Source organism: candidate division WOR-3 bacterium (genome assembly GCA_039801245.1).
GTDB lineage: Bacteria > Hydrothermota > Tepidihabitantia > Tepidihabitantales > Tepidihabitantaceae > JAOABP01.
In genome coordinates this window covers 27,514-45,650 of sequence record JBDRUF010000007.1, presented here as the reverse complement: position 1 = coordinate 45,650, position 18,137 = coordinate 27,514, and the positions used below count along the sequence as shown (strand labels likewise).

17 protein-coding genes and 1 riboswitch are annotated in these 18,137 nt (G+C 51.5%); of the genes, 10 read left to right on the top strand and 7 right to left on the bottom strand.

The genetic code is table 11. The features are described 5' to 3' along the window. The 3 genes from ABIK47_02045 to ugpC form a co-directional block, all read left to right on the top strand. Positions 1-203 (top strand): RNA-binding protein (locus ABIK47_02045; GenBank protein ID MEO0019406.1); only part of this gene is annotated, 203 nt, incomplete at its 5' end. A gap of 80 nt (positions 204-283) precedes the next feature. Continuing rightward, positions 284-1,114 (top strand): acetyl-CoA carboxylase, carboxyltransferase subunit beta, encoded by an 831-nt coding sequence (gene accD / locus ABIK47_02040; GenBank protein MEO0019405.1) that lies wholly within the window; start codon positions 284-286, stop codon positions 1,112-1,114. Beyond that, positions 1,095-2,165 (top strand): sn-glycerol-3-phosphate ABC transporter ATP-binding protein UgpC, encoded by a 1,071-nt coding sequence (ugpC, locus tag ABIK47_02035; GenBank protein MEO0019404.1) that lies wholly within the window; start codon positions 1,095-1,097, stop codon positions 2,163-2,165. The genes accD and ugpC overlap by 20 nt, the downstream gene beginning before the upstream one ends. A 50-nt stretch (positions 2,166-2,215) precedes the next feature. Here ugpC and ABIK47_02030 read toward each other — a convergent pair whose 3' ends face one another. Next, positions 2,216-2,671, bottom strand: a complete 456-nt coding sequence (locus ABIK47_02030) for an Hsp20/alpha crystallin family protein (GenBank protein MEO0019403.1) — start codon at positions 2,669-2,671, stop codon at positions 2,216-2,218. Positions 2,672-2,889: 218 nt separating this feature from the next. On the opposite strand from ABIK47_02030, the gene ABIK47_02025 reads away from it, so the two are divergent. Genes ABIK47_02025 through ABIK47_02015 form a run of 3 tightly spaced genes read left to right on the top strand, consistent with a single transcriptional unit; the run spans position 2,890 to position 5,431 of the window. Next, a complete protein-coding gene (locus tag ABIK47_02025) occupies positions 2,890-3,327 on the top strand; it encodes a metal-dependent transcriptional regulator (GenBank protein MEO0019402.1) in 438 nt (145 codons plus the stop codon). A 2-nt stretch (positions 3,328-3,329) separates the two neighbouring features. Further along, positions 3,330-4,166 carry a zinc transporter ZupT gene (gene zupT, locus ABIK47_02020; GenBank protein MEO0019401.1) on the top strand — a complete coding sequence of 279 codons (837 nt, stop codon included), beginning with the start codon at positions 3,330-3,332 and terminating at the stop codon, positions 4,164-4,166. Further along, the gene (locus ABIK47_02015; protein MEO0019400.1) at positions 4,163-5,431 is read left to right on the top strand and encodes a peptidoglycan DD-metalloendopeptidase family protein; all 1,269 of its coding nucleotides are present in this window, start codon (positions 4,163-4,165) and stop codon (positions 5,429-5,431) included. The genes zupT and ABIK47_02015 overlap by 4 nt, the downstream gene beginning before the upstream one ends. Here the strand turns inward: ABIK47_02015 and ABIK47_02010 are convergent. From ABIK47_02010 to ABIK47_02000, 3 genes are all read right to left on the bottom strand, one after another. Next, positions 5,418-7,484: a TonB-dependent receptor gene (locus tag ABIK47_02010; protein MEO0019399.1), complete on the bottom strand. Its 2,067-nt coding sequence runs from the start codon at positions 7,482-7,484 to the stop codon at positions 5,418-5,420. The genes ABIK47_02015 and ABIK47_02010 overlap by 14 nt on opposite strands. 26 nt (positions 7,485-7,510) lie before the next feature. Further along, positions 7,511-7,703, bottom strand: a riboswitch (cobalamin riboswitch). Between the two features lie 180 nt (positions 7,704-7,883). Then, entirely contained in the window at positions 7,884-8,885 is a 1,002-nt protein-coding gene (gene tsaD, locus ABIK47_02005; GenBank protein ID MEO0019398.1) for a tRNA (adenosine(37)-N6)-threonylcarbamoyltransferase complex transferase subunit TsaD, read from the bottom strand. Beyond that, a complete protein-coding gene (locus ABIK47_02000) occupies positions 8,882-9,796 on the bottom strand; it encodes a hypothetical protein (GenBank protein MEO0019397.1) in 915 nt (304 codons plus the stop codon). Before ABIK47_02000 ends, tsaD begins: the two co-directional genes overlap by 4 nt. Positions 9,797-9,883: 87 nt before the next feature. Here ABIK47_02000 and ABIK47_01995 point away from each other — a divergent pair, with 87 nt between their 5' ends. Both ABIK47_01995 and ABIK47_01990 read left to right on the top strand, forming a co-directional pair. Next, positions 9,884-11,680 (top strand): long-chain fatty acid--CoA ligase, encoded by a 1,797-nt coding sequence (locus tag ABIK47_01995; protein MEO0019396.1) that lies wholly within the window; start codon positions 9,884-9,886, stop codon positions 11,678-11,680. Then, positions 11,681-12,415, top strand: coding sequence for a TRAP transporter TatT component family protein (locus ABIK47_01990; GenBank protein ID MEO0019395.1), 735 nt, complete (start codon positions 11,681-11,683; stop codon positions 12,413-12,415). 1 nt (position 12,416) lies between these two features. Here ABIK47_01990 and ABIK47_01985 read toward each other — a convergent pair whose 3' ends face one another. Genes ABIK47_01985 through ABIK47_01975 form a run of 3 tightly spaced genes read right to left on the bottom strand, consistent with a single transcriptional unit; the run spans position 12,417 to position 14,536 of the window. Beyond that, the gene (locus tag ABIK47_01985; protein ID MEO0019394.1) at positions 12,417-12,737 is read right to left on the bottom strand and encodes a hypothetical protein; all 321 of its coding nucleotides are present in this window, start codon (positions 12,735-12,737) and stop codon (positions 12,417-12,419) included. Then, positions 12,728-13,687 carry an NAD-dependent epimerase/dehydratase family protein gene (locus ABIK47_01980; GenBank protein MEO0019393.1) on the bottom strand — a complete coding sequence of 320 codons (960 nt, stop codon included), beginning with the start codon at positions 13,685-13,687 and terminating at the stop codon, positions 12,728-12,730. The genes ABIK47_01985 and ABIK47_01980 overlap by 10 nt, the downstream gene beginning before the upstream one ends. A 9-nt stretch (positions 13,688-13,696) precedes the next feature. Continuing rightward, positions 13,697-14,536: a sugar phosphate isomerase/epimerase gene (locus ABIK47_01975; GenBank protein ID MEO0019392.1), complete on the bottom strand. Its 840-nt coding sequence runs from the start codon at positions 14,534-14,536 to the stop codon at positions 13,697-13,699. Positions 14,537-14,778: 242 nt separating this feature from the next. Between ABIK47_01975 and ABIK47_01970 the strand changes: the two genes are divergently transcribed. Together ABIK47_01970 and ispE are read left to right on the top strand one after the other, a co-directional pair. After that, positions 14,779-17,265 carry a prolyl oligopeptidase family serine peptidase gene (locus ABIK47_01970; GenBank protein ID MEO0019391.1) on the top strand — a complete coding sequence of 829 codons (2,487 nt, stop codon included), beginning with the start codon at positions 14,779-14,781 and terminating at the stop codon, positions 17,263-17,265. Then, positions 17,262-18,137: a 4-(cytidine 5'-diphospho)-2-C-methyl-D-erythritol kinase gene (gene ispE, locus ABIK47_01965; GenBank protein MEO0019390.1), complete on the top strand. Its 876-nt coding sequence runs from the start codon at positions 17,262-17,264 to the stop codon at positions 18,135-18,137. Before ABIK47_01970 ends, ispE begins: the two co-directional genes overlap by 4 nt.

Below are 18,137 nucleotides of genomic sequence, written 5' to 3'. Positions count from 1 at the left end.
ATGGCGAGGTAACTTCGGTTGAGATAATCAAAGACAAGTTTACCGAGCGTTCTCGGGGATTTGCCTTTGTGGAAATGGCTACCGATGAGCAGGCCGCAGCTGCCATTGCCGCCCTCAACCAGTTTGAGATGGAAGGCAGACAGCTGACGGTCAACGAGGCACGCGCCCGCACCGAGCGTCCACCGCGCGGTGGCTCAAGGTAGTTACACCAAAGTAACAGCGCTAAAGGAAATAAGAGGGGCTCTGCCTTGACTCGGGCTTAGCCCCTCTCTATACTAATTTTATGCCAGAGCCAGTAAAGGCAGGCAAAGAGGCGCAAACCCTCTGGTTTCGCTGCGCCGGCTGCAGCGAAATAATCTATCGCAAAACCCTTGAGTCCAACTTCTTTGTGTGCAACCGGTGCGGTTATCACTTCCGCATCAGCCCGGACGATTACATCCGTATTCTGCTTGACGAAGGCACCTGGGAGGAACTGGATACCAACCTGATTGCACTTGACCCGCTCAACTTTCCTAAATATCAGGAAAAACTGAGGGAGGCACGGCAGAAAACCGGGAGGGCCGATGCCTTTTCCTACGGTCGGGGTGCGATTGCCAAGACCCCCGTGGTTTTTGGTGTTATGGACTTTGGCTTTATTGGCGGCAGTATGGGTTCGGTTGTGGGGGAAAAGGTTTGCCGTGCCATCAGACTGGCAAGAGAGGAAAGGCGTCCACTTGTCATCGTTGCCACCTCAGGGGGCGCGCGCATGCAGGAGGGAATCATCTCCCTGATGCAGATGGCAAAGACATCGGCAGAAATTGGGCTCTTGCGCCGGGCACGGGTGCCCTTTATCTCCATTCCGATTGACCCCTGTACCGCCGGTGTGATGGCGTCGTTTGCCTCGCTCGGCGATGTCATCATCTCCGAGCCCAATGCCCTTCTGGGATTTGCGGGTCAGCGGGTGATTGAGGATACCATTGGCGAAAAACTTCCTGAAGGTTTCCAGCGCGCCGAGTTTATGCTTAAGCATGGACTGGTTGACATCGTTGTTTCCCGACGCAACCTCAAGACAACCGTTGCCCGCATCCTCTCGGTCCTCTGGCACAAACCCCAATATGAGCCGGGTCCTGTTTAAAGAGGTCAGCAAAAAATTTGGTTCCGAGGTCATCGCGGTTGACCGGGTGAGCTTTGAGGTGAAGGATGAGGAGTTTTTCTGCATCCTCGGTCCATCCGGCTGCGGCAAGTCAACGGTCTTGCGCCTAATCGCCGGTCTGGAGGAGCCGGATGAGGGTGAAATCTATATCGGCGAGCGGCTGGTCAACGGGGTTGAGCCCAAGGAGCGGGATGTGGCGATGGTGTTTCAGAACTATGCCCTTTACCCCCATATGAGCGTTTATGAAAATATGGCCTTTGCCTTGAAGATGCGCCGCCTGCCGAAGACAGAAATCAACATCCGGGTAAAAGAGGCGGCAAAAATCTTGGGGATTGAAGAACTTTTGGAACGCAAACCCGCAGAACTTTCCGGAGGTCAGCGCCAAAGGGTGGCACTGGGCAGGGCGATTGTGCGCAACCCCAAGGTGTTTCTCTTTGACGAGCCCTTGTCCAACCTTGATGCCAAACTAAGGGTGGGGATGCGGACCGAACTTGCCCGGCTCCATCAGCGGCTCGGTACAACCATCATCTATGTTACCCATGACCAGGTTGAGGCGATGACCTTGGGTGAGCGCATCGCTGTGATGAAGGATGGCAAACTGGTTCAGGTTGCTGACCCCCTAACCCTTTACAACCGTCCTGCCAACCGGTTCGTCGCCGGTTTTATCGGCTCACCACCAATGAACCTTTTCACCGGCGTTGTCAAAGCCAACCCCTTGCGCTTCGTCAATCCATTCTTAACCATCAATCTACCTCAGGGATTTACCCCAAGCCTTCCTCAGGAAAAGGAGGTTGTTCTGGGCATAAGAGCCGAAGATATCCATATCACCAGTGCCGGCGATATTCGTGCCAGCGTTGAGGTGATTGAACAGTTGGGCAATGAGGCGCTGATCTATTTGAAAATCGGCGATGCCCCGTGTGTGTTGCGCACCAGCCCGGCTAAGGCACCAAGACCGGGCACAACCGTTAATCTCCAATTTGACCTGAAAAACCTCCACCTCTTTGACCCGAAAACCGAACAGCGGCTCAACTAAAACAAAAAAGGGGCACCTTTGGGGCGCCCCCAATTTACCATTCCGGGATTTTAGTCCTCGGCAACAATCGTAATCTCCTTTGCCTTGGACTTCTCCGACTTCGGCAGAACCAGCTCGAGGACACCAGCCTTGTAAGATGCCTTCGCCTTATCACCCTCAACCTCTGCCGGCAGGGTCACCGTCCGCTGGAACTTCCCATAGGCACGCTCCACCCGGTAATAGGTCTTGCCCTTCCTCTCGCTCTCCTGCTTCCGCTCGCCGGAGATGGTGAGGGTGTCACCGGACAGGCTCACCTTGATGTCCTCCTTGTTCATACCAGGCAGCTCCACCCGGACAACGATGGAATCATCATTCTCCTCAATGTCCAGAGGCGGTGCCCAGTATGTCTCCGCCCGCTCCCGCGGCAGCCTGCCAAACACCGAGTCAAAAAGCCGGTCCAGTTCATCCCGCAAAGATACCATCTCCCGGAATGGATCCCAAGTTGTTAGATGCTTTGCCATTGCCATCACCTCCTTTTTCATCTTTTTCCTTTCTACCTTATTAGACTACCTTACCTTTGCCAGGATTCACAGATATCTAACTCAATGTTCTTTCAATATCTTAATATAACTATAGGGTAGGTCCTCCCCACCACCCCGGGTGCCATTAACCCTTTTTGGTCTCTTTGGGCTTATTAATTTCTTGACACAAAAGCCCAAGTGGCTAAAATTAGTCTTAATTAACAATGTTAGTCAATCATAACATTTATCGGGACAAGACCGCCCTGGGCGAAAGCCAAGAGAACTACCTTGAGGCGATTCTGATACTCGGGGAAAAGCAGCGCCCGGTGAGAATCAAGGACATCGCCCGATTTCTCAATGTCAGCCGTCCTGCGGTTGTTGCCGCTATTGGTATTCTTGCCCAAAAGGGGCTTGTCCGGCACGAACATTACGGCGGTGTGGAGTTGACCGCTAAAGGGAGATTGTGTGCGGATGGGGTTTATCAAAGGCATCTCCTCCTTGAGCGGTTTCTGCGGGAGGTCATTGGTGTGAGCCGCGAGGTGGCGCAAAGGGACGCCTGCCGGCTGGAACACGCCCTCTCCCAAGAGACGATTCGCGGGCTAAGGAGGTTGATGCAGAGCCATAGGCTTGAACCCAAGGGAAACAGCACAACCCGGTATTAAAGATGCGGGAAAATTTTGGCTTTGCCATTGTCCTCTCCGCTCTCGCGGCGTGCAGCACCACTCTGGGGAGCGTTTTGGGGATGGCGGTGCGTCGTCCGAGCGCCGGCTTTATGGGGTTCAGCCTCGGTTTTTCCGCGGGCGTGATGATGTTTGTCTCCTTTGCCGAGCTGCTGGCGACCGCAATCGGCTCGTTGGGATTTTCAGCGGCAGTGATTGCCTTTTTCATTGGGGTGGTGCTGATGTTTGTCATTGACCTGGTGGTGCCGCATGAGTTCATCAGTGAGCATACAATTGATGTCAGTCAGGAATGTTTTGACCACCCGGCACCAGCGATGGGAAAAGGCTGGCGCCACCGTTACGGCAAGAGGCAAGAGGTTGAGCCCACAACGCTTCTGCGCATTGGCATTTTGATTGCCCTCGGCATCGGTCTCCACAATCTACCCGAGGGGATGGCGACATTTGCCGGCGCGGTTAAAAGCCGTAGCCTGGGCATCGCCATTGCCGTAGCGATTGCCCTGCACAACATCCCGGAAGGGCTGGCAGTAGCGGTGCCGGTATTCTGCGCCACCGGTTCGAGAAGAAAGGCGCTGGTGTTGTCAACCCTTTCCGGTGCTGCCGAACTGGCAGGCGCGGTGATTGCCGCCCTGATTTTAATGCCCTTTCTTAATGAGAGACTGATGAATCTCTTGCTTGCCGGTGTTGGTGGACTGATGGTCTTTATCTCCTTTGATGAACTCATTCCCGGCTCTTATGCCTACGGTCATGAACATTTAAGCGTTGCCGGTGTCATTTCGGGGATGATGTTAATGGCAATGAGCCTGGTTTTATTTTACTTATGAAAAGTAACGGCAAGGTAAGAAATGGCTGGTTGATTGCGCTGATTTTATCGGTCTGTGTAACCATTATTACCCTTGCCGCAATCCTTTTTACCCGCCATAATAGAAACAAAACCCTGCTTTTCTGCGGTCCGGAACCGCCCTGTCCGGAATCAACCTATTACGGTGGTGATGTCTTGAAGAATGACGAGGTCCTTGCCGGGCTTCTACAGCGCTGGTGTATCAGCCCCGAAATAATAAACTCAATCTATGCCGCCCTTAGTAAAACCGACTTTAACTTCCGCAAGATGAAACCCGGGGACTCGGTTACATTGTATTATCGGGGTTTAAATCTGTTCGGGATTGATTATCATCAGAATAAGGTTATCAGTTATGAGGTGAGGTTGGATTCAGGAGGAGAGGCTCACGCTGATAAAATCAATAAACCGGTTGATACGGTGAAGGCGGTTTTCAAAGGCGTGATTGAAAACTCCCTCTGGAACTCGCTGTTGAATTTAGGCGGAACACCGGAACTGGTGGTAGAGTTTGCCGAAATTCTGCGCTATGATATTGACTTCTTTACCGAGTGCAACAACGGGGACACCTTCGAGATGCTGGTCGACCGGCTTGAGGTTGAAGGCGATTTCTACCGTTATGGCAGGGTTTATGCGGTTCATTACAAGAGTAAATCGGAAAATGTGTGGGGATTTTACTTTTGTGACCCATCCGGGCACTGGGACTATTACAATGAAAGGGGGCAGTCTTTGCGGAAGACGATTCTGCGTTCCCCTCTCTCATTCGCCCGGGTCTCATCCTATTTCGGGATGAGGTTTCACCCGATTCTGCGCGTTGTCCGACCTCATCAAGGGGTTGACTATGTTGCCCCGCGGGGCACGCCGGTGAGTGCGATTGCGGATGGTGTGGTGACAATGGTGCGCTGGAACGGCGGTTATGGCAAGATGGTAGAGATAAAACATTCGGGCGGGCTGGTTTCCCGGTATGGTCACCTTTCCGGTTATGGACCGGGTATCAAGGTCGGCAAAAGGGTTCAGCAGGGGGCAACGGTTGGCTATGTTGGTGCTACCGGTCTGGCAACCGGTCCTCATCTCCATTTTGAAATCCGCAAGGACGGCAAGCCGGTCAATCCACTAAAGGTGATTCCACCCCGGGCAGAGCCGGTGCCAAAGAGATACCTTGCCCAGTTTGAGGCAACAAAAAGCACCTATCTGAAACTTTTACACAGTTTTACCAATCAGCCAGCTCCACCCGTCGCAACTACATCCCGATAGCCACCTCAAGATAAAAACTCCTTCCGGGAAGAGGATAGCCCTTGAGAGCCTGATATCTGCGGTCAAAAATGTTGTCGCAGCCAAACATGATTTGGGGGCGCAGGTTCTTCACAGTCCCGGTAAGGGTTGCATCAGTATCAAAAATCAGATAGCCGGGCAGGGTCTCGGTATTTTCACTGTTGGCGAACCTTTTTCCTGCCCCTTTTGCGCTGAGAGTAATGCGGAGAGGCTGAACACTGTCTTTGAGATAGGCAAGCCATAATGAAGCCCTTCCGGAAATTCTCGGTCGGTAGGACAGGTCAAGTGTTTCTGAACGGGAGATTTGGTAGGTGGCGTTGCCCTTGAGACCAATCCAGCGAAATCCAAGCTCTTCTTCAAGTTCAATACCAGTAATTCTTGCCTGAGCGATGTTCACCGGCTGATAAACAAAGTTCTCATCCGGCTGCCACTGAATCAGGTCTTTCACACGGGAATGGAAAAATCCCATACGCAACAGACCAATACTGCCGATATTCAACCCAGCACCGGCATCAAATCCAGTTGCCCATTCAGGCGCAAGGCGAGGGTTGCCCTTTGTCCAGGCATCTTCTGGCCACCACATCTCATTAAATGTGGGCGCACGGAAGGAGCGGTTAGCGCTCAGGTAAAAACCTAAAGGTCTAAACCTGTTAATGACAACGGACAGTTTCGGGCTGAAGGCGCCATAGGTGCGGTGATAAGCAGTTGCATCATCACGCCTGTTTTTCATAATTTCGTAACGGAGCATCGGGTTTAAGGAAACCCCCTGATAGTTCAACCCGCCTTCAAAATAAAATGCGGTTGTCAGCCGGGATGGTCTGCCCACGGTTGTGCTCAAAGCCTTTTCCCAATCGGACTCAAGCCCGAAGACAAAATCTAAGATGCGCTGATTCACATTGAGACCGGTGCGAAGCGTCCTGTGGGTGTCACTCGCAAAAAAGTATTCATCGGGGTTGTAATAGTTCTGTAATGAGCGCTGATGGAAAAACCGGGCGCTCAATCGGGCATTGTCGGTTTGTTGCAGGTCATAGCCGCAAATAAAGAGGAGCCTTTCGTCATTCAGCCTGGCGCTGTCACTCGGGAAGGATAAAGGTCCGGGCGAGCCCCTTTTTGCCCCAGCCCAGGTTCCCAAAAGGGAAAGATACTGCCTGCCCAGTTTCAGACCTGACTTGAAAAGCAAATCGGCACGGGTCAAATCGGAATTTTTCCGGAACCGCAATGAGTCCAGACTGTCCTTAAAAGGAAACCGATTTTCTGCATCAAGAAGACCCGCGGCAAAAAGCAGGTTAACCCTTCCGGGCAAACAAAGGTTAAAATTGGCGTAGCGTTTGCCAAATGAACCGATACCGGCGGTGGCATTAACTGCCTGGCAAGAGGCGTCTGGCGTAATGATATTTATCACCCCGCCAATCGCATTGGCACCATAGAGCGCGGATGCGCCACCGCGCACCACCTCTATCCGCTGGGCAGTTCCGCAAGGAATCAGGGTCAAATCAGCCTGGTTGTTAAGGCTGGAGTTGAGCCGGACACCATCAAGCATTATTAGGGTCTGCTCAGCCGATGCCCCGCGCACAGAGACCGTGCTCAGGTTGCCGTAATCGTGAACAATTGTCCCCGGTGCCTCAATAATCAGTTTGCTGATGTCGGTTCTGCCCTTGACAGCACCGGGCTCATCTGAAATAACCGCAACCGGCAAAGCCGGCTCGGTCTTTAACCTCAGCCTTGTGGCGGTGCTTGTTACCCCGGCAACAGGAATGGCAACAGGGTTTAAAAAGACGGTGAGTTTTCCATCCGTGGAGACATCATCATAGAACCTGGTCTCATACCCAATCCTTGAGACAGAGATTGCCACCCTTTCCGGCAGCAGCGCATCCCTCACTGCAAAAAATCCAGCCGAATCGGTGAGGATGCTCCCCCCTGTTTGGATAATCTTAATTTCCACATAGGGAATCGGCTCTCTTGTTGCCGCATCAAAAACCCTTCCCTGAAAAATTTTTTCAGGGGAAAGAAGGAAAAGATAGATTAACAGGCTCATTGCGGTTCTCCTTTCTGCGCAAGTTAAACCGACCTTATCGCAGCGACCAGGTCTCCTGGCTTGCGGCAAGGTTCCATCGCCTTCCCAGTTTTGACCAGTGGCACTGATGGACCGCTAAAGCCGCTCACAGTGGGCGAGACCGCCGCCGATTTTCACGGCGTTCCCTGTGTCCGATCACGGACAACCCTTTTCGGGTCTGCCGCTGCCATCCCATTATAAAAAGTGAAACCCCATTGTCAAGGCAAAAAGTAAAACGAAAACCACCCTTCCATTACCAAGGTTTGTATACTTATAGGTATACAAGGCAATTTTGGGGAGATAGGAGTTAAATTACATAATTAAATAACTTAGCCAAATTTTTCCCATTTTGACACCCCATCCCCGGGGTAGACGCCGTTGCTATCTTGAAACCTTCAGGTCAAGCGGTCTTCTGGCAAATGCTGGTAAGTCAAGCGGTGATGGACCGAAACGCTTGAACCGCTCAAAACCTGCTGCGGCAATCATCGCCGCATTGTCGGTGCAGTATTCTGCTCGGGGTATTAATAACTTAAACCCCAGCCTCTGGGCAAGGAGCTCCATCTGCGCGCGCAGAAACCTGTTTGCCGCCACCCCACCAGAAACCCCAACCAGTTTTAGCCCGGTATTGATAACCGCCCTTTCCACCTTTTTTGTCACCTCCCGCACCGCTGCCAGCTGAAACGATGCGGCAACATCAGCCTTTTTTGCATCCGGATGGTCGCGCAGATAATAGAGCACCGCGGTCTTAAGACCGGAAAAACTGAAGTCCAGCCCTCCCGGGTCAGGAACAGGAAATTCAATCACCGGTCTGCCCGCTTCTGCCAGTTTCTCAATTAAGGCACCACCAGGATAAGGCAGACCCAAAAGTTTTGCCACCTTGTCAAAAGCCTCGCCACAGGCATCATCAACCGTTGAACCCAACCCCTGATAATCGCACCAGTCCTTCACAATCACCAGTTCGGTATGACCACCAGAAAGGACAACCCCTAAATATGGCGGCTTCAGTTCTGGATATTCTAAACGCAGGGCAAAGATGTGCCCTTCAAGATGGTTCACACCCACAAAGGGGATATTGAGGCTGTAACTCAAAGCCTTGGCAAATGGCAAACCGACCAGAAGCGCGCCCAAAAGACCGGGTGCATATGTTGCCGCAATCAGGTTCAGGTCAGCATAGCCCACCCCAGCATCTTTCAACGCCTCTTGAACAACCGGCACAATCAAACGGATATGAGCCCTTGCCGCCAGTTCGGGCACAACCCCGCCGTAAATTGAATGGACCAATTGCGATGAGACAACACTGGAACGCACAAAAAGACCATCTACAACAACACTCGCTGCGGTCTCATCGCAGGAGGTCTCAATCCCTAAACAGAGAAAACTCACCTGACGGTTATGTTAAAAAGTTCGGGCTCAATCTTGACCAGGCGGAAACGCCCGGGTAGAACCACATCCGCCCCCAGGCGATAAGAACCCGGCTGGAGACTGGCAATCTTAATCTGGACTGTGATATCTGATGGTTTCAAGGAGTCAATCAGACCAACGGGTCCGGCAACCGCAATCTGCGCCTCATCGGGCTCAACCTCAATATCCAGTGTTGGCGGCGCAATCACCTTGACCGGCAGACCCAAGAAAATCCTTGCCCCCTCCTTTTCGAGGACAATCTCAACATCAACCGACTCCGGCACACAGGAAAAGCCTGCTCCTGGTGGGGTCAAGACCTTCAGCCTGCGGGTCTCATTACCCTTTACCGAACTTAAATCCAATGTCTCGGTCGCCAGCCTTTCAAACGATTCCACCTCACCAGCCGGTCCAATCAACTTCACCCCTGACTTCACCCTCAACTCCGAAACCATCTGCCCCGCACCAACCTCCCCCTTTGTCGGCACAAACACCTCCACATCCTTTTGCATCGCCGGTCCTAATTTCACCTCAATCACCTCCGGCTCGATCGCGCGCACAAAAACATTCGCCGGCAGTTTCAAATCAAGGGGATTTAACCTTATCTGCCTGGTGCCGAACCTGCCTTCAGGCACAATGGGTCTAAACTCCAGCACCTTCCTCTGGATGCGCAAAAGCTCCTTGCCCCTCCCGCTCAATGTCACTGTTGCCGTTTTGGTGTCAACATCGGTGATGACCCGTTCGGTCCTCCCCTTCTCCAAGACCACAACCGGGACATCAACCTTCACCTCATAACTTCGGTCCAGGACCGCCACCGCCCAGAGAAAAATGGCAAAGAAAATCGCCACAACCTTCAGGGTCAGATTGCCAAAAACCAGCCGCAAGAGCTGCAACATAACACAATATAGATATTACCATCCCCCCTGTCAAACCCTCAATCTGAACATCATTGACTTTACAATTATAACTGGCATCATCAGTTGATGCAGGAAACCGTGTATCAAGCCTTCAGCGCGGTTGCCCAGCGCCTTGCCAATAGACCCGCACTACTGCACAAGGTCGCCGGCAGATTCCAGCCCATAACCTTTGCCCAGCTCAGTCAGGCGGTTGACGAAGTTGCTGCCGGTCTTGCTGAAGAGGGTGTCAAACCCGGTATGCGCATCGGCATCTACTCCTACAACCGACCCGAATGGGTGATTGCCGACCTCGCCGCAATAAAGTTGGGTGCGGTTGTTGTTCCAATTTATCACACCTTACCGCTTGACACCGTCCACTACATCATCAACGATGCCGAGGTCAGCCATCTCTTTGTTGAAAACCCGGAACTGTTCAATCCGCTCCTGCCCTTTCTTGAACAGTTAAAGAGCCTAAAGGTGGTTATCACCTTTTTTGAGCCAGATGTAAAGACCAGCGCCGGGAAAAAAATTCTCTCCCTCACCGCTTTACGCGCCCATGGTGCCAGCGCCCTGAAAGAGAAACCAGAACTCGCCAACCCCTATCAGGCAAAACCTGATGACCTTTTGACCATCTGCTACACCTCTGGCACAACCGGTGAACCCAAGGGCGCAATGCTCTCCCACAAAAACATCCTTTCCAATGTCTTTGCCGCAATTGAACGGTTCAATGTTACGGAAAATGACCTCTTGGTCTCATTCCTGCCCCTCTGCCATATGTTTGAAAGGACCTGCGGCTATTACACGATACTTTTGGCTGGTGCGGCGATCGCCTATGCCGAATCGCTCCAGACCATCCGCGACGATGTTGCCCTGGTAAAACCAACAATTTTAATTGTTGTTCCCCGGGTGTTGGAAAAGGTGTACAATGCGGTTCAGGAAAAGGTTCTGACCGGTCCAGCGCTCCAGCGCCGTTTGATGATTGCCACCATCAGAAGCGCAAACCGGTATGCCCTCCTGAAATCAACGAAAAGGAAAATCCCCTTCACTTTGGCGCTGAAGAAAAAAATCCTTGACCTCCTGGTCGTGCGCAAACTGCGCAAACTTGGTGGCGGCAGAATCAGGCTGATTGTCTCCGGTGGTGCACCTCTTGAAAGAAAACTGGCACGGACAATTCGCAACCTCGGCTTCAACCTACTTGAAGGTTATGGTCTCACCGAAACCTCACCGGTGGTATGTGCGGCAGTTCCTGGTGAGGAACGGGTGGGAACGGTTGGCAAGCCATTTCCCAATGTGGAGGTAAGGATAGGAGCGAATGACGAAATCCTGGTGCGGGGTCCGAATGTGATGCTCGGGTATTATAAAAAGCCAGAGGAGACCGCGCTGGCGATTGACGCTGACGGCTGGTTCCATACCGGTGACCAGGGAAGGTTTGATGCGCAGGGCAACCTCATCATCACCGGCAGAATCAAGGAGATTATTGTCAATGCCTATGGCAAAAACATTCCGCCGGTGCCGATTGAACATGCCCTGTTGTGCTCCAAGTTCATTGACCAGGTAACGGTGATCGGAGACAGAAGACCATATCTTGTTGCCTTGATTGTCCCTGCCCGTCTCACCCTTGAGGACTATGCGCGTGAAAACAAAATCCCGTACCAGAGTTATCAGGAGCTGTTAGAGAATCCGCAGGTTATCAAGTTATTTCGCGAGGAGATTGACCGCTGCCTTTTACCTTTTGCCCCCTACGAGCAGGTGCGCAAATTCCGGCTTATCCCCGAACCATTCACGGTGGAAAACGGGCTTTTGACCCCGACCCTCAAGGTCAGGCGCAAAGAGATTGACCGGGTGTTTGCGAATCTGATCGAAGCGATGTATCAGGAGAAGTAAATGACTTTTGTCCTGTTAATGGCTTTTGTTTTGAGCACAACCCCGGTCAACCCGAACCCTGACTCCATCTGCAAAAGGGCAGAGTTTCTCCTTTTCAACCGCCACCTTAATCCCCTTTATCTTGACTCTGCCTATCAACTCCTTGCCCAGGCACGCAAGATCAACCCGGTTCACCAGAAAACCCTTTATCTCTGGTCAAGAATCCATACCCAGTTGGGTGAAAACAGCACAGGCAAAGGGGAAAAGATTAAGTTTTTTGAAAGGGCAAAGGCGATTGCCGAGAGTCTGCAAGTGGTAAATGATAAAAACCCTGACGGGTTTATGTGGTGGGCGATTGCCCAGGGCAGAATCGGTCAGACCCGCGGGGTTTTAAACTCCCTCTTTATGGTCCCATCTTTGAAAAAGGCATTTAACAGGGTGATTGAACTTGACCCAAGATATGCCACCGCCTATGATGCGCTTGGTGTTTTGTATTACGAACTACCCCCATTTGCCGGTGGCGACCTGAAACTTGCTGAAAAATATTTGATTCAGGGGCTGAAAATTGACCCGAACTACACCCTTATCCGGCTTGACCTTGCCCGGGTCTATTTCAAACAGGGCAGAAGGGATGAGGCGCGTGAGCAGTTAAAACTGCTCATCAATACCGCTAAACCCTCCTATCCTGCCGACTTCTTCCTTGAAGACAGACCTGAGGCGGAAAAACTGCTCTGTGAACTTGAGCCCAAGAGATAAATCAACCTGAACCTGGGTGGGATGAAGACATTGCTGTCCGCAAGGGTGGTATCACTGTTGTCTTTGCCTCGTATCGCTTCAGCGCCTGTTCCAGCATCCTTATTTTCGTGTGCACCGCTGCCCGCCGGTTGATAATCACCAAATACTGGTTCCGCAGCCGGCACATCCCGCCCTCACCGCGCAAATCATCGTAAATCACCTTCAGACCGAGTTCCTTGCAGCGCTCTTCAAGTATTGCCAGTCGGCAAACCCCTGATTCACCAAGCACACGCTCCTGTCCCTTTTTCCTCTTTACCCTTTGCTCTTGTTCCCCTAAAGCCATCCTTTCTCCTTGTACCAGTTTATTGTTATCTCGCCACCCCTACTTAAATCATACTCAGGTTCAAACCTTAAGTCAAGCCTTGCCTTCTTGTCCGAACAGACCCAGCACTCCTGACACAACTCCTTGACCTTGTCCGGATTAAAGATCGTCCCCTCCCTTTTAAGCCAGGAGTCGCACCAGGCGGCAACAAAACCTAAAAAAAACGGTATTCTGACCAGCCTGACCCTTCTTTTCGTAATCCTTTCCCACTCCCTGGCAATATGCTCAAATGTGTAGCAATTTCCATCTGCGATAAAGTAGACCGAGCCCGAAGGAACATCCCTCTCCATTGCCAATACCGCCGCCTTGACCGCATCAAGAACATATATCAGCGAAAATGTTCCGCCCATCACCGGTGCCCACCCCTTTTTCAGCGCCCGCCAGAACAAAAGCCCATCCTTGTCCCTTGGACCATAAACCGCAGGAAAGCGCAAAATCACCACCCCCATTTTTTCCTTAAAATCCAAAACCGCCTTTTCTGCCAAAAGTTTTGCCCGACCGTAATCACTTACCGGTCTTGGCTCCATCTTTTCATCCAAAACCTCACCCCTGCGCACCGGTCCGGCTGCTGCCACCGATGAAAAGAGAATAAACTTCTTCACATTCGCACCTGCCGCCTTCTCGGCAAGGGTTTTCGTCCCCAAATAATTTATCCTGACAAAATCCCTCCCCTTCCTTGACCTGACCACAGCAGCGGTATGGAAAACCGCCTCAACACCCCTGACCGCCTCAGTAAGCGAATCTTCATCACTCAAATCACCGTAAACCAAATTCAGTTTCAACCCTTCAAGCCAGCGCAGATTAGAGGTCTTGCGCACCATCCCTTTCACCTCATAGCCCCTTTCTAAGAGATATGCGCACAGATGGGAACCGATAAACCCGCTTGCTCCAGTAACTAAGACCCTCTTCATTCCCTTTCTTTAGCAAATTTTGGGCAAAAGCACCCTCTCAAAATAGTCCCGGCTTTTCAGCGCCTGTTCCTTTGGTCTGGTCTCAAAAACCAGCAGTGCCGGGCTTTTATAGAGAAGCCTTAAATAGGGCACAACATCAACCGTTCCCTCACCCAAGGCGAGATGCTGGTCTCTTGCGCCATTATTATGATGGAGATGGGCGTGATAGATTGTCTTGTGAAACCGCTTAAAAAACGCAAACTCCTCCTCTTTTTTATCCTCGCTGAGGATGGCGATGTGCCCGATGTCAAAACAGAGCCCCAAACTCCCGCCCAGGAGTCTTTTCAAGACCTTTTTACTCGGCACAAAACGAAACCCACCCACATTCTCAACACACAAATTTGCCCTTGTGCGCGCATACTGTTTCAGGTCCGCCAGCGCCTGCAAAAGCGCCTCCTCATAATAACGGGGAAACTCCTCATGGGTAAAGCGATTGCCACCGCCATAGCCATAATGCATATCAAAACCGAGATGCATAATCACATTCTCAGCACCGATATCAGCCGCCCAGTCAAGGGTTTTTTTCAACTCCAAGACCGCGCACCTGCGCACCCGCTCACTCGGAATGAAAAATGACGGACCCTCAAGCGCATGCACCGCCAGCCTGACTTTTCTTCTCCCTGCCTGCCTTTTGATCTTTCTGCGCTCACTTGCCCGGCGCAACTGGTTACCAAAATTGATATTCCCCAAATTAATCTCAAGAACCCCAAAACCGGTATCAGCGGCAAAATCTATCGCCGCTATTATATCGGTGAAGTCAAATAAAACCTGAATGCCTAATCGTTGATTCTGCGCCTTCTGTTCAGGCACAAATGATTATACTCTCAAAACTTACTGCGTCAACTTATTCTTTTCCTTCCCTTAGTCTTGTAAAAAACTGAAAAATTGGAACTTAACCCTATATCAACCCAAAGGAAAAAGCCGGTAATAGAGGGGTAAGGGGGGTGGTGGAGGGAACCTGCCCCATTTTTGCATATCACATTGTAAAACTAAGACTTAAAATAAAAAACCGCCCCCTTTGACCCCGCCTTATCTTAAGGTAAAATTATTATATGAACCCAGTTGCAATGACAATTCTGTTAACATTTTTATACCTTTCCCCGATTTCTGCCTTGGAGACGCTGAGTGACACCATTTTCATCAAAGAGTGGCTACTGTGCGGACCATTTTCTGTGGGTATGCGCGAAGGCATCACCGAGGCAATCCCGGATATAGCAAACATCCAGCCGCAGGAGGGCGACTCCTTGCGCAGCGGGCTTGTTCAAGGCGGGATTGTCCGCTGGCGAAGGGTTGAGACCGACCCTTCGGGCTGGCTGGCAACAGACTATCAGGATGTGCGCTGGGATTCGATTATGGACTACTATGGCATCAGCGGTCTTTTGTCTCTTGGCTATGCCTATGCCGAATTTTTTTCTCCCCATAAGGCGCGCTGCCTGGCAGTTGCAACCCGTATCGGCAGTTTTGTCCTTAATGGCAGAGGCTATATTGGCGATGTGTATGGCAACAACTGGTTCAAGACACCGGTTGTCATTGACTCCGGGAAAAACCGCATCGTCCTGCGCATTTCCGGCTATGGCGACCAGAAGGTGCGCTTTTTCCTAATCCCTTGCCAAGAACCGGTGATTCCCATCATTGATGACATCACCGCGCCTGACATAATTGCCGATTCCGCGCGCTCCCTCTGGCTTGGCATCCCAATTTTGAACACTCTCACCGAAATCTTACAGGGTGTTCACCTGAAATTGAACCTGGACACACTCGTTATTGCTGACACAACTGTCAATCACATCCCGCGGCTCGGGGTAAAGAAGCCGGCAATTCGGGTAAACATACCTCCTCTTCCTTATGACACCGCCGGCTACAAAATGATACTAACCATCACCCTTAACGATTTTCAACGCACCGACACGGTGAGGTTGCGCTCAAGGCTCTTGACCCAGGCGCACAAACGGACATTTATCTCAGAGATTGACTCCTCCTGCCAGTATTATGCCTTACGATATCCAGAAAATTACGACCCGAAGAAAAAATACGGCCTTATCCTTTCGCTCCATGGTGCCGGTGTTGAGGCCTATGGTCTTGCCGAATGCTTCCAGCCCAAGGACTGGGCTTTTGTTGTCTGCCCGACCAACCGCCGACCCTATGGGTTTGACTGGCAGGACTGGGGCAGGCTTGACTGTATTGAGGTTTTAAAAGAGGTGCAGAGGCAATTTCCGATTGACCCTGACCGGGTGGTCTTAACCGGCCATTCAATGGGCGGTCATGGCACCTGGCACATCGGTCTTGCCCATCCCGACCTTTTCGCTGCGATTGCCCCTGAGGCGGGTTGGCCCTCATTCCCGCTTTATGTCCCCAACTTTCTCCAGCGCAGCATCATCTTCACCGAGCCGGGCAAACTTGCCATCCGTGATATGGCAGCCCGACCTGACAACACCCCCGCCTTTCTTGAGAATGCATTGAACCTGCCGGTCTTTATCCTCCATGGCGCAGATGACGACAATGTGCCCACAATTCACTCAAGAAACTTTGCCCTCTGGCTGGATGTCTTGGGGTACAAATACCATTACAAAGAGGTTCCAGGGCAGAAGCACTGGTGGGAGGGTTGTGTTGACGACCCTGATTTGATGGATTTTCTTAAAAACGCACGGCGCGAGCACGGACCAAGACATATCAGGTTTCGCACCGCTGACCTTTCCCAATCCCGCACCTCCTACTGGCTGACAATTGACCGGGTAAAAACCATCGGCAGGGATGCAACTGTTGCGGCATCTGCAGGAGATTCACCAGTTGAGATTAAGACCGAAAACATAACTCAGTTGACCTTAAACCTTGACCAGCGGCTATTCTTTTCAGGACCGATAGGTGTGAAAATTGATGGCAAAACGGTGATAAAAAGGTTAGAACTGCCTGCGATTATAACCCTGTATAACACTCCTAAGGGCTGGAAATTAGGAAGGGCAAGAACCGCAGGGCTCGCCAAGAAACCCGAACTTTACGGTCCGGCAAAACAGGCGCTGATGAGACCATTTGCTATTGTCTATGGCACCCAGGATTCAGCAGTTGCTGAGTTTCTCATGCATGCCGCAAGCCAGGAATGTCTGCGCTGGTATCTAATTGGCAACGGCACAACCGAGGTTCTTTGCGACACCGAACCCATCCCGCTTGACCGCAACCTAATCCTTTTCGGCGGTGAAAAAGAGAACCGGGTCATGAAAAAAATCCATCACCACCTGCCAATTACCGTTAAGGGTGGCAAAATGAACCTATTCAAAACCGAGCTCGGTGAGAGCCTATCAGCAGTTTTTGTCTATCCTAACCCTTTAAATCCAGAAAGGCTAATATTGGTGCGGATGGGAACCGACCCTCTAACAACAAAACTGTCATTTTTCTGGGGCATCATCGGCTCAGGCACAGCCATTCCCGACTTTATGATTTTTGACTCCCAGGTACGGAGTTTTGGCTGGCACGGTGTCAGAGCCGCAGGGTTTTTCTCCCCGGAATGGCAAATTGACCCCTTATCTACATTTATCCAAAAGTGAGCCGCTCAATAATCCTGCTGGCACCGGCAAAGATTAACCTCGGACTCTGGGTAGGCAGAAAGAGACCCGATGGCTACCACGAAATAGTCACTCTGATGGTGCCATTGGAGTTCGGGGACCGGATAAAAATCACCAAACAGGCAAAAGGCATCAGATTAAGGACAACCGGTATCAGGCTCAACATTCCGGCAAATGATAACCTTGCCCATCGTGCTGCCGAACTCTTCTTTGCTGCTGCAAAAATTGAACAGGGTTGCAGCATCACAATTAACAAGCGTATCCCGCCGGGCTCTGGTCTTGGCGGAGGTTCTGCTGATGCGGCTGCGGTTTTAATTGGTCTAAACCGGCTTTATCACCATCCCCTTAACCGGAAAAAGCTCCGAGACCTAGCGCTAAAGTTGGGCAGTGATGTGCCGTTTTTTATTAAAGGCGTTCCTTGCGTTGCCCGGGGTAGAGGAGAAAGACTCCGCCCGGTCCTTCTGCCCCGGCTTTTGGTTCTCTTGTATTGCCCTGACTTTTCTGTTTCCACCTCTTGGGCATATCAACAACTTGACCACTTAAGGCGAAAATTGACACCACCATCTCTTTCCCCTAAAATTTTATGCTTAAGGTTAAGGCGCAAAGAACTGGCAGGCTTGGCGGGAAAGATTCATAACAGTTTTGAGCCGGTGGTATTTGCGCGGCACCCGGAACTGGCTCAAATCAAAGAACTACTTTTAAGCCGGGGTGCCTATGCTGCGAGTCTGTCCGGTTCCGGCAGTACGGTCTATGGACTGTTGAAAGCTCCGGACCCGATGGCCGATTTGATTGCCAGTGGGCTTCCCTGGATTCTCACCCGGTCAAGACCGTCTGTCCGCCTGAATAAAGGTTAA

Coding starts and splice junctions, on each gene's coding strand:
- ABIK47_02030 (MEO0019403.1), bottom strand. CDS start 2,671: ATGGCAATGGCAAAGCATCTAACAACTTGGGATCCATTCCGGGAGATG.
- ABIK47_01990 (MEO0019395.1), top strand. CDS start 11,681: ATGACTTTTGTCCTGTTAATGGCTTTTGTTTTGAGCACAACCCCGGTC.
- ABIK47_01970 (MEO0019391.1), top strand. CDS start 14,779: ATGAACCCAGTTGCAATGACAATTCTGTTAACATTTTTATACCTTTCC.
- accD (MEO0019405.1), top strand. CDS start 284: ATGCCAGAGCCAGTAAAGGCAGGCAAAGAGGCGCAAACCCTCTGGTTT.
- ABIK47_02025 (MEO0019402.1), top strand. CDS start 2,890: ATGTTAGTCAATCATAACATTTATCGGGACAAGACCGCCCTGGGCGAA.
- ABIK47_02000 (MEO0019397.1), bottom strand. CDS start 9,796: ATGTTGCAGCTCTTGCGGCTGGTTTTTGGCAATCTGACCCTGAAGGTT.
- zupT (MEO0019401.1), top strand. CDS start 3,330: ATGCGGGAAAATTTTGGCTTTGCCATTGTCCTCTCCGCTCTCGCGGCG.
- ABIK47_01980 (MEO0019393.1), bottom strand. CDS start 13,687: ATGAAGAGGGTCTTAGTTACTGGAGCAAGCGGGTTTATCGGTTCCCAT.
- ugpC (MEO0019404.1), top strand. CDS start 1,095: ATGAGCCGGGTCCTGTTTAAAGAGGTCAGCAAAAAATTTGGTTCCGAG.
- ABIK47_01995 (MEO0019396.1), top strand. CDS start 9,884: ATGCAGGAAACCGTGTATCAAGCCTTCAGCGCGGTTGCCCAGCGCCTT.
- ABIK47_01985 (MEO0019394.1), bottom strand. CDS start 12,737: ATGGCTTTAGGGGAACAAGAGCAAAGGGTAAAGAGGAAAAAGGGACAG.
- ABIK47_02010 (MEO0019399.1), bottom strand. CDS start 7,484: ATGAGCCTGTTAATCTATCTTTTCCTTCTTTCCCCTGAAAAAATTTTT.
- ABIK47_02015 (MEO0019400.1), top strand. CDS start 4,163: ATGAAAAGTAACGGCAAGGTAAGAAATGGCTGGTTGATTGCGCTGATT.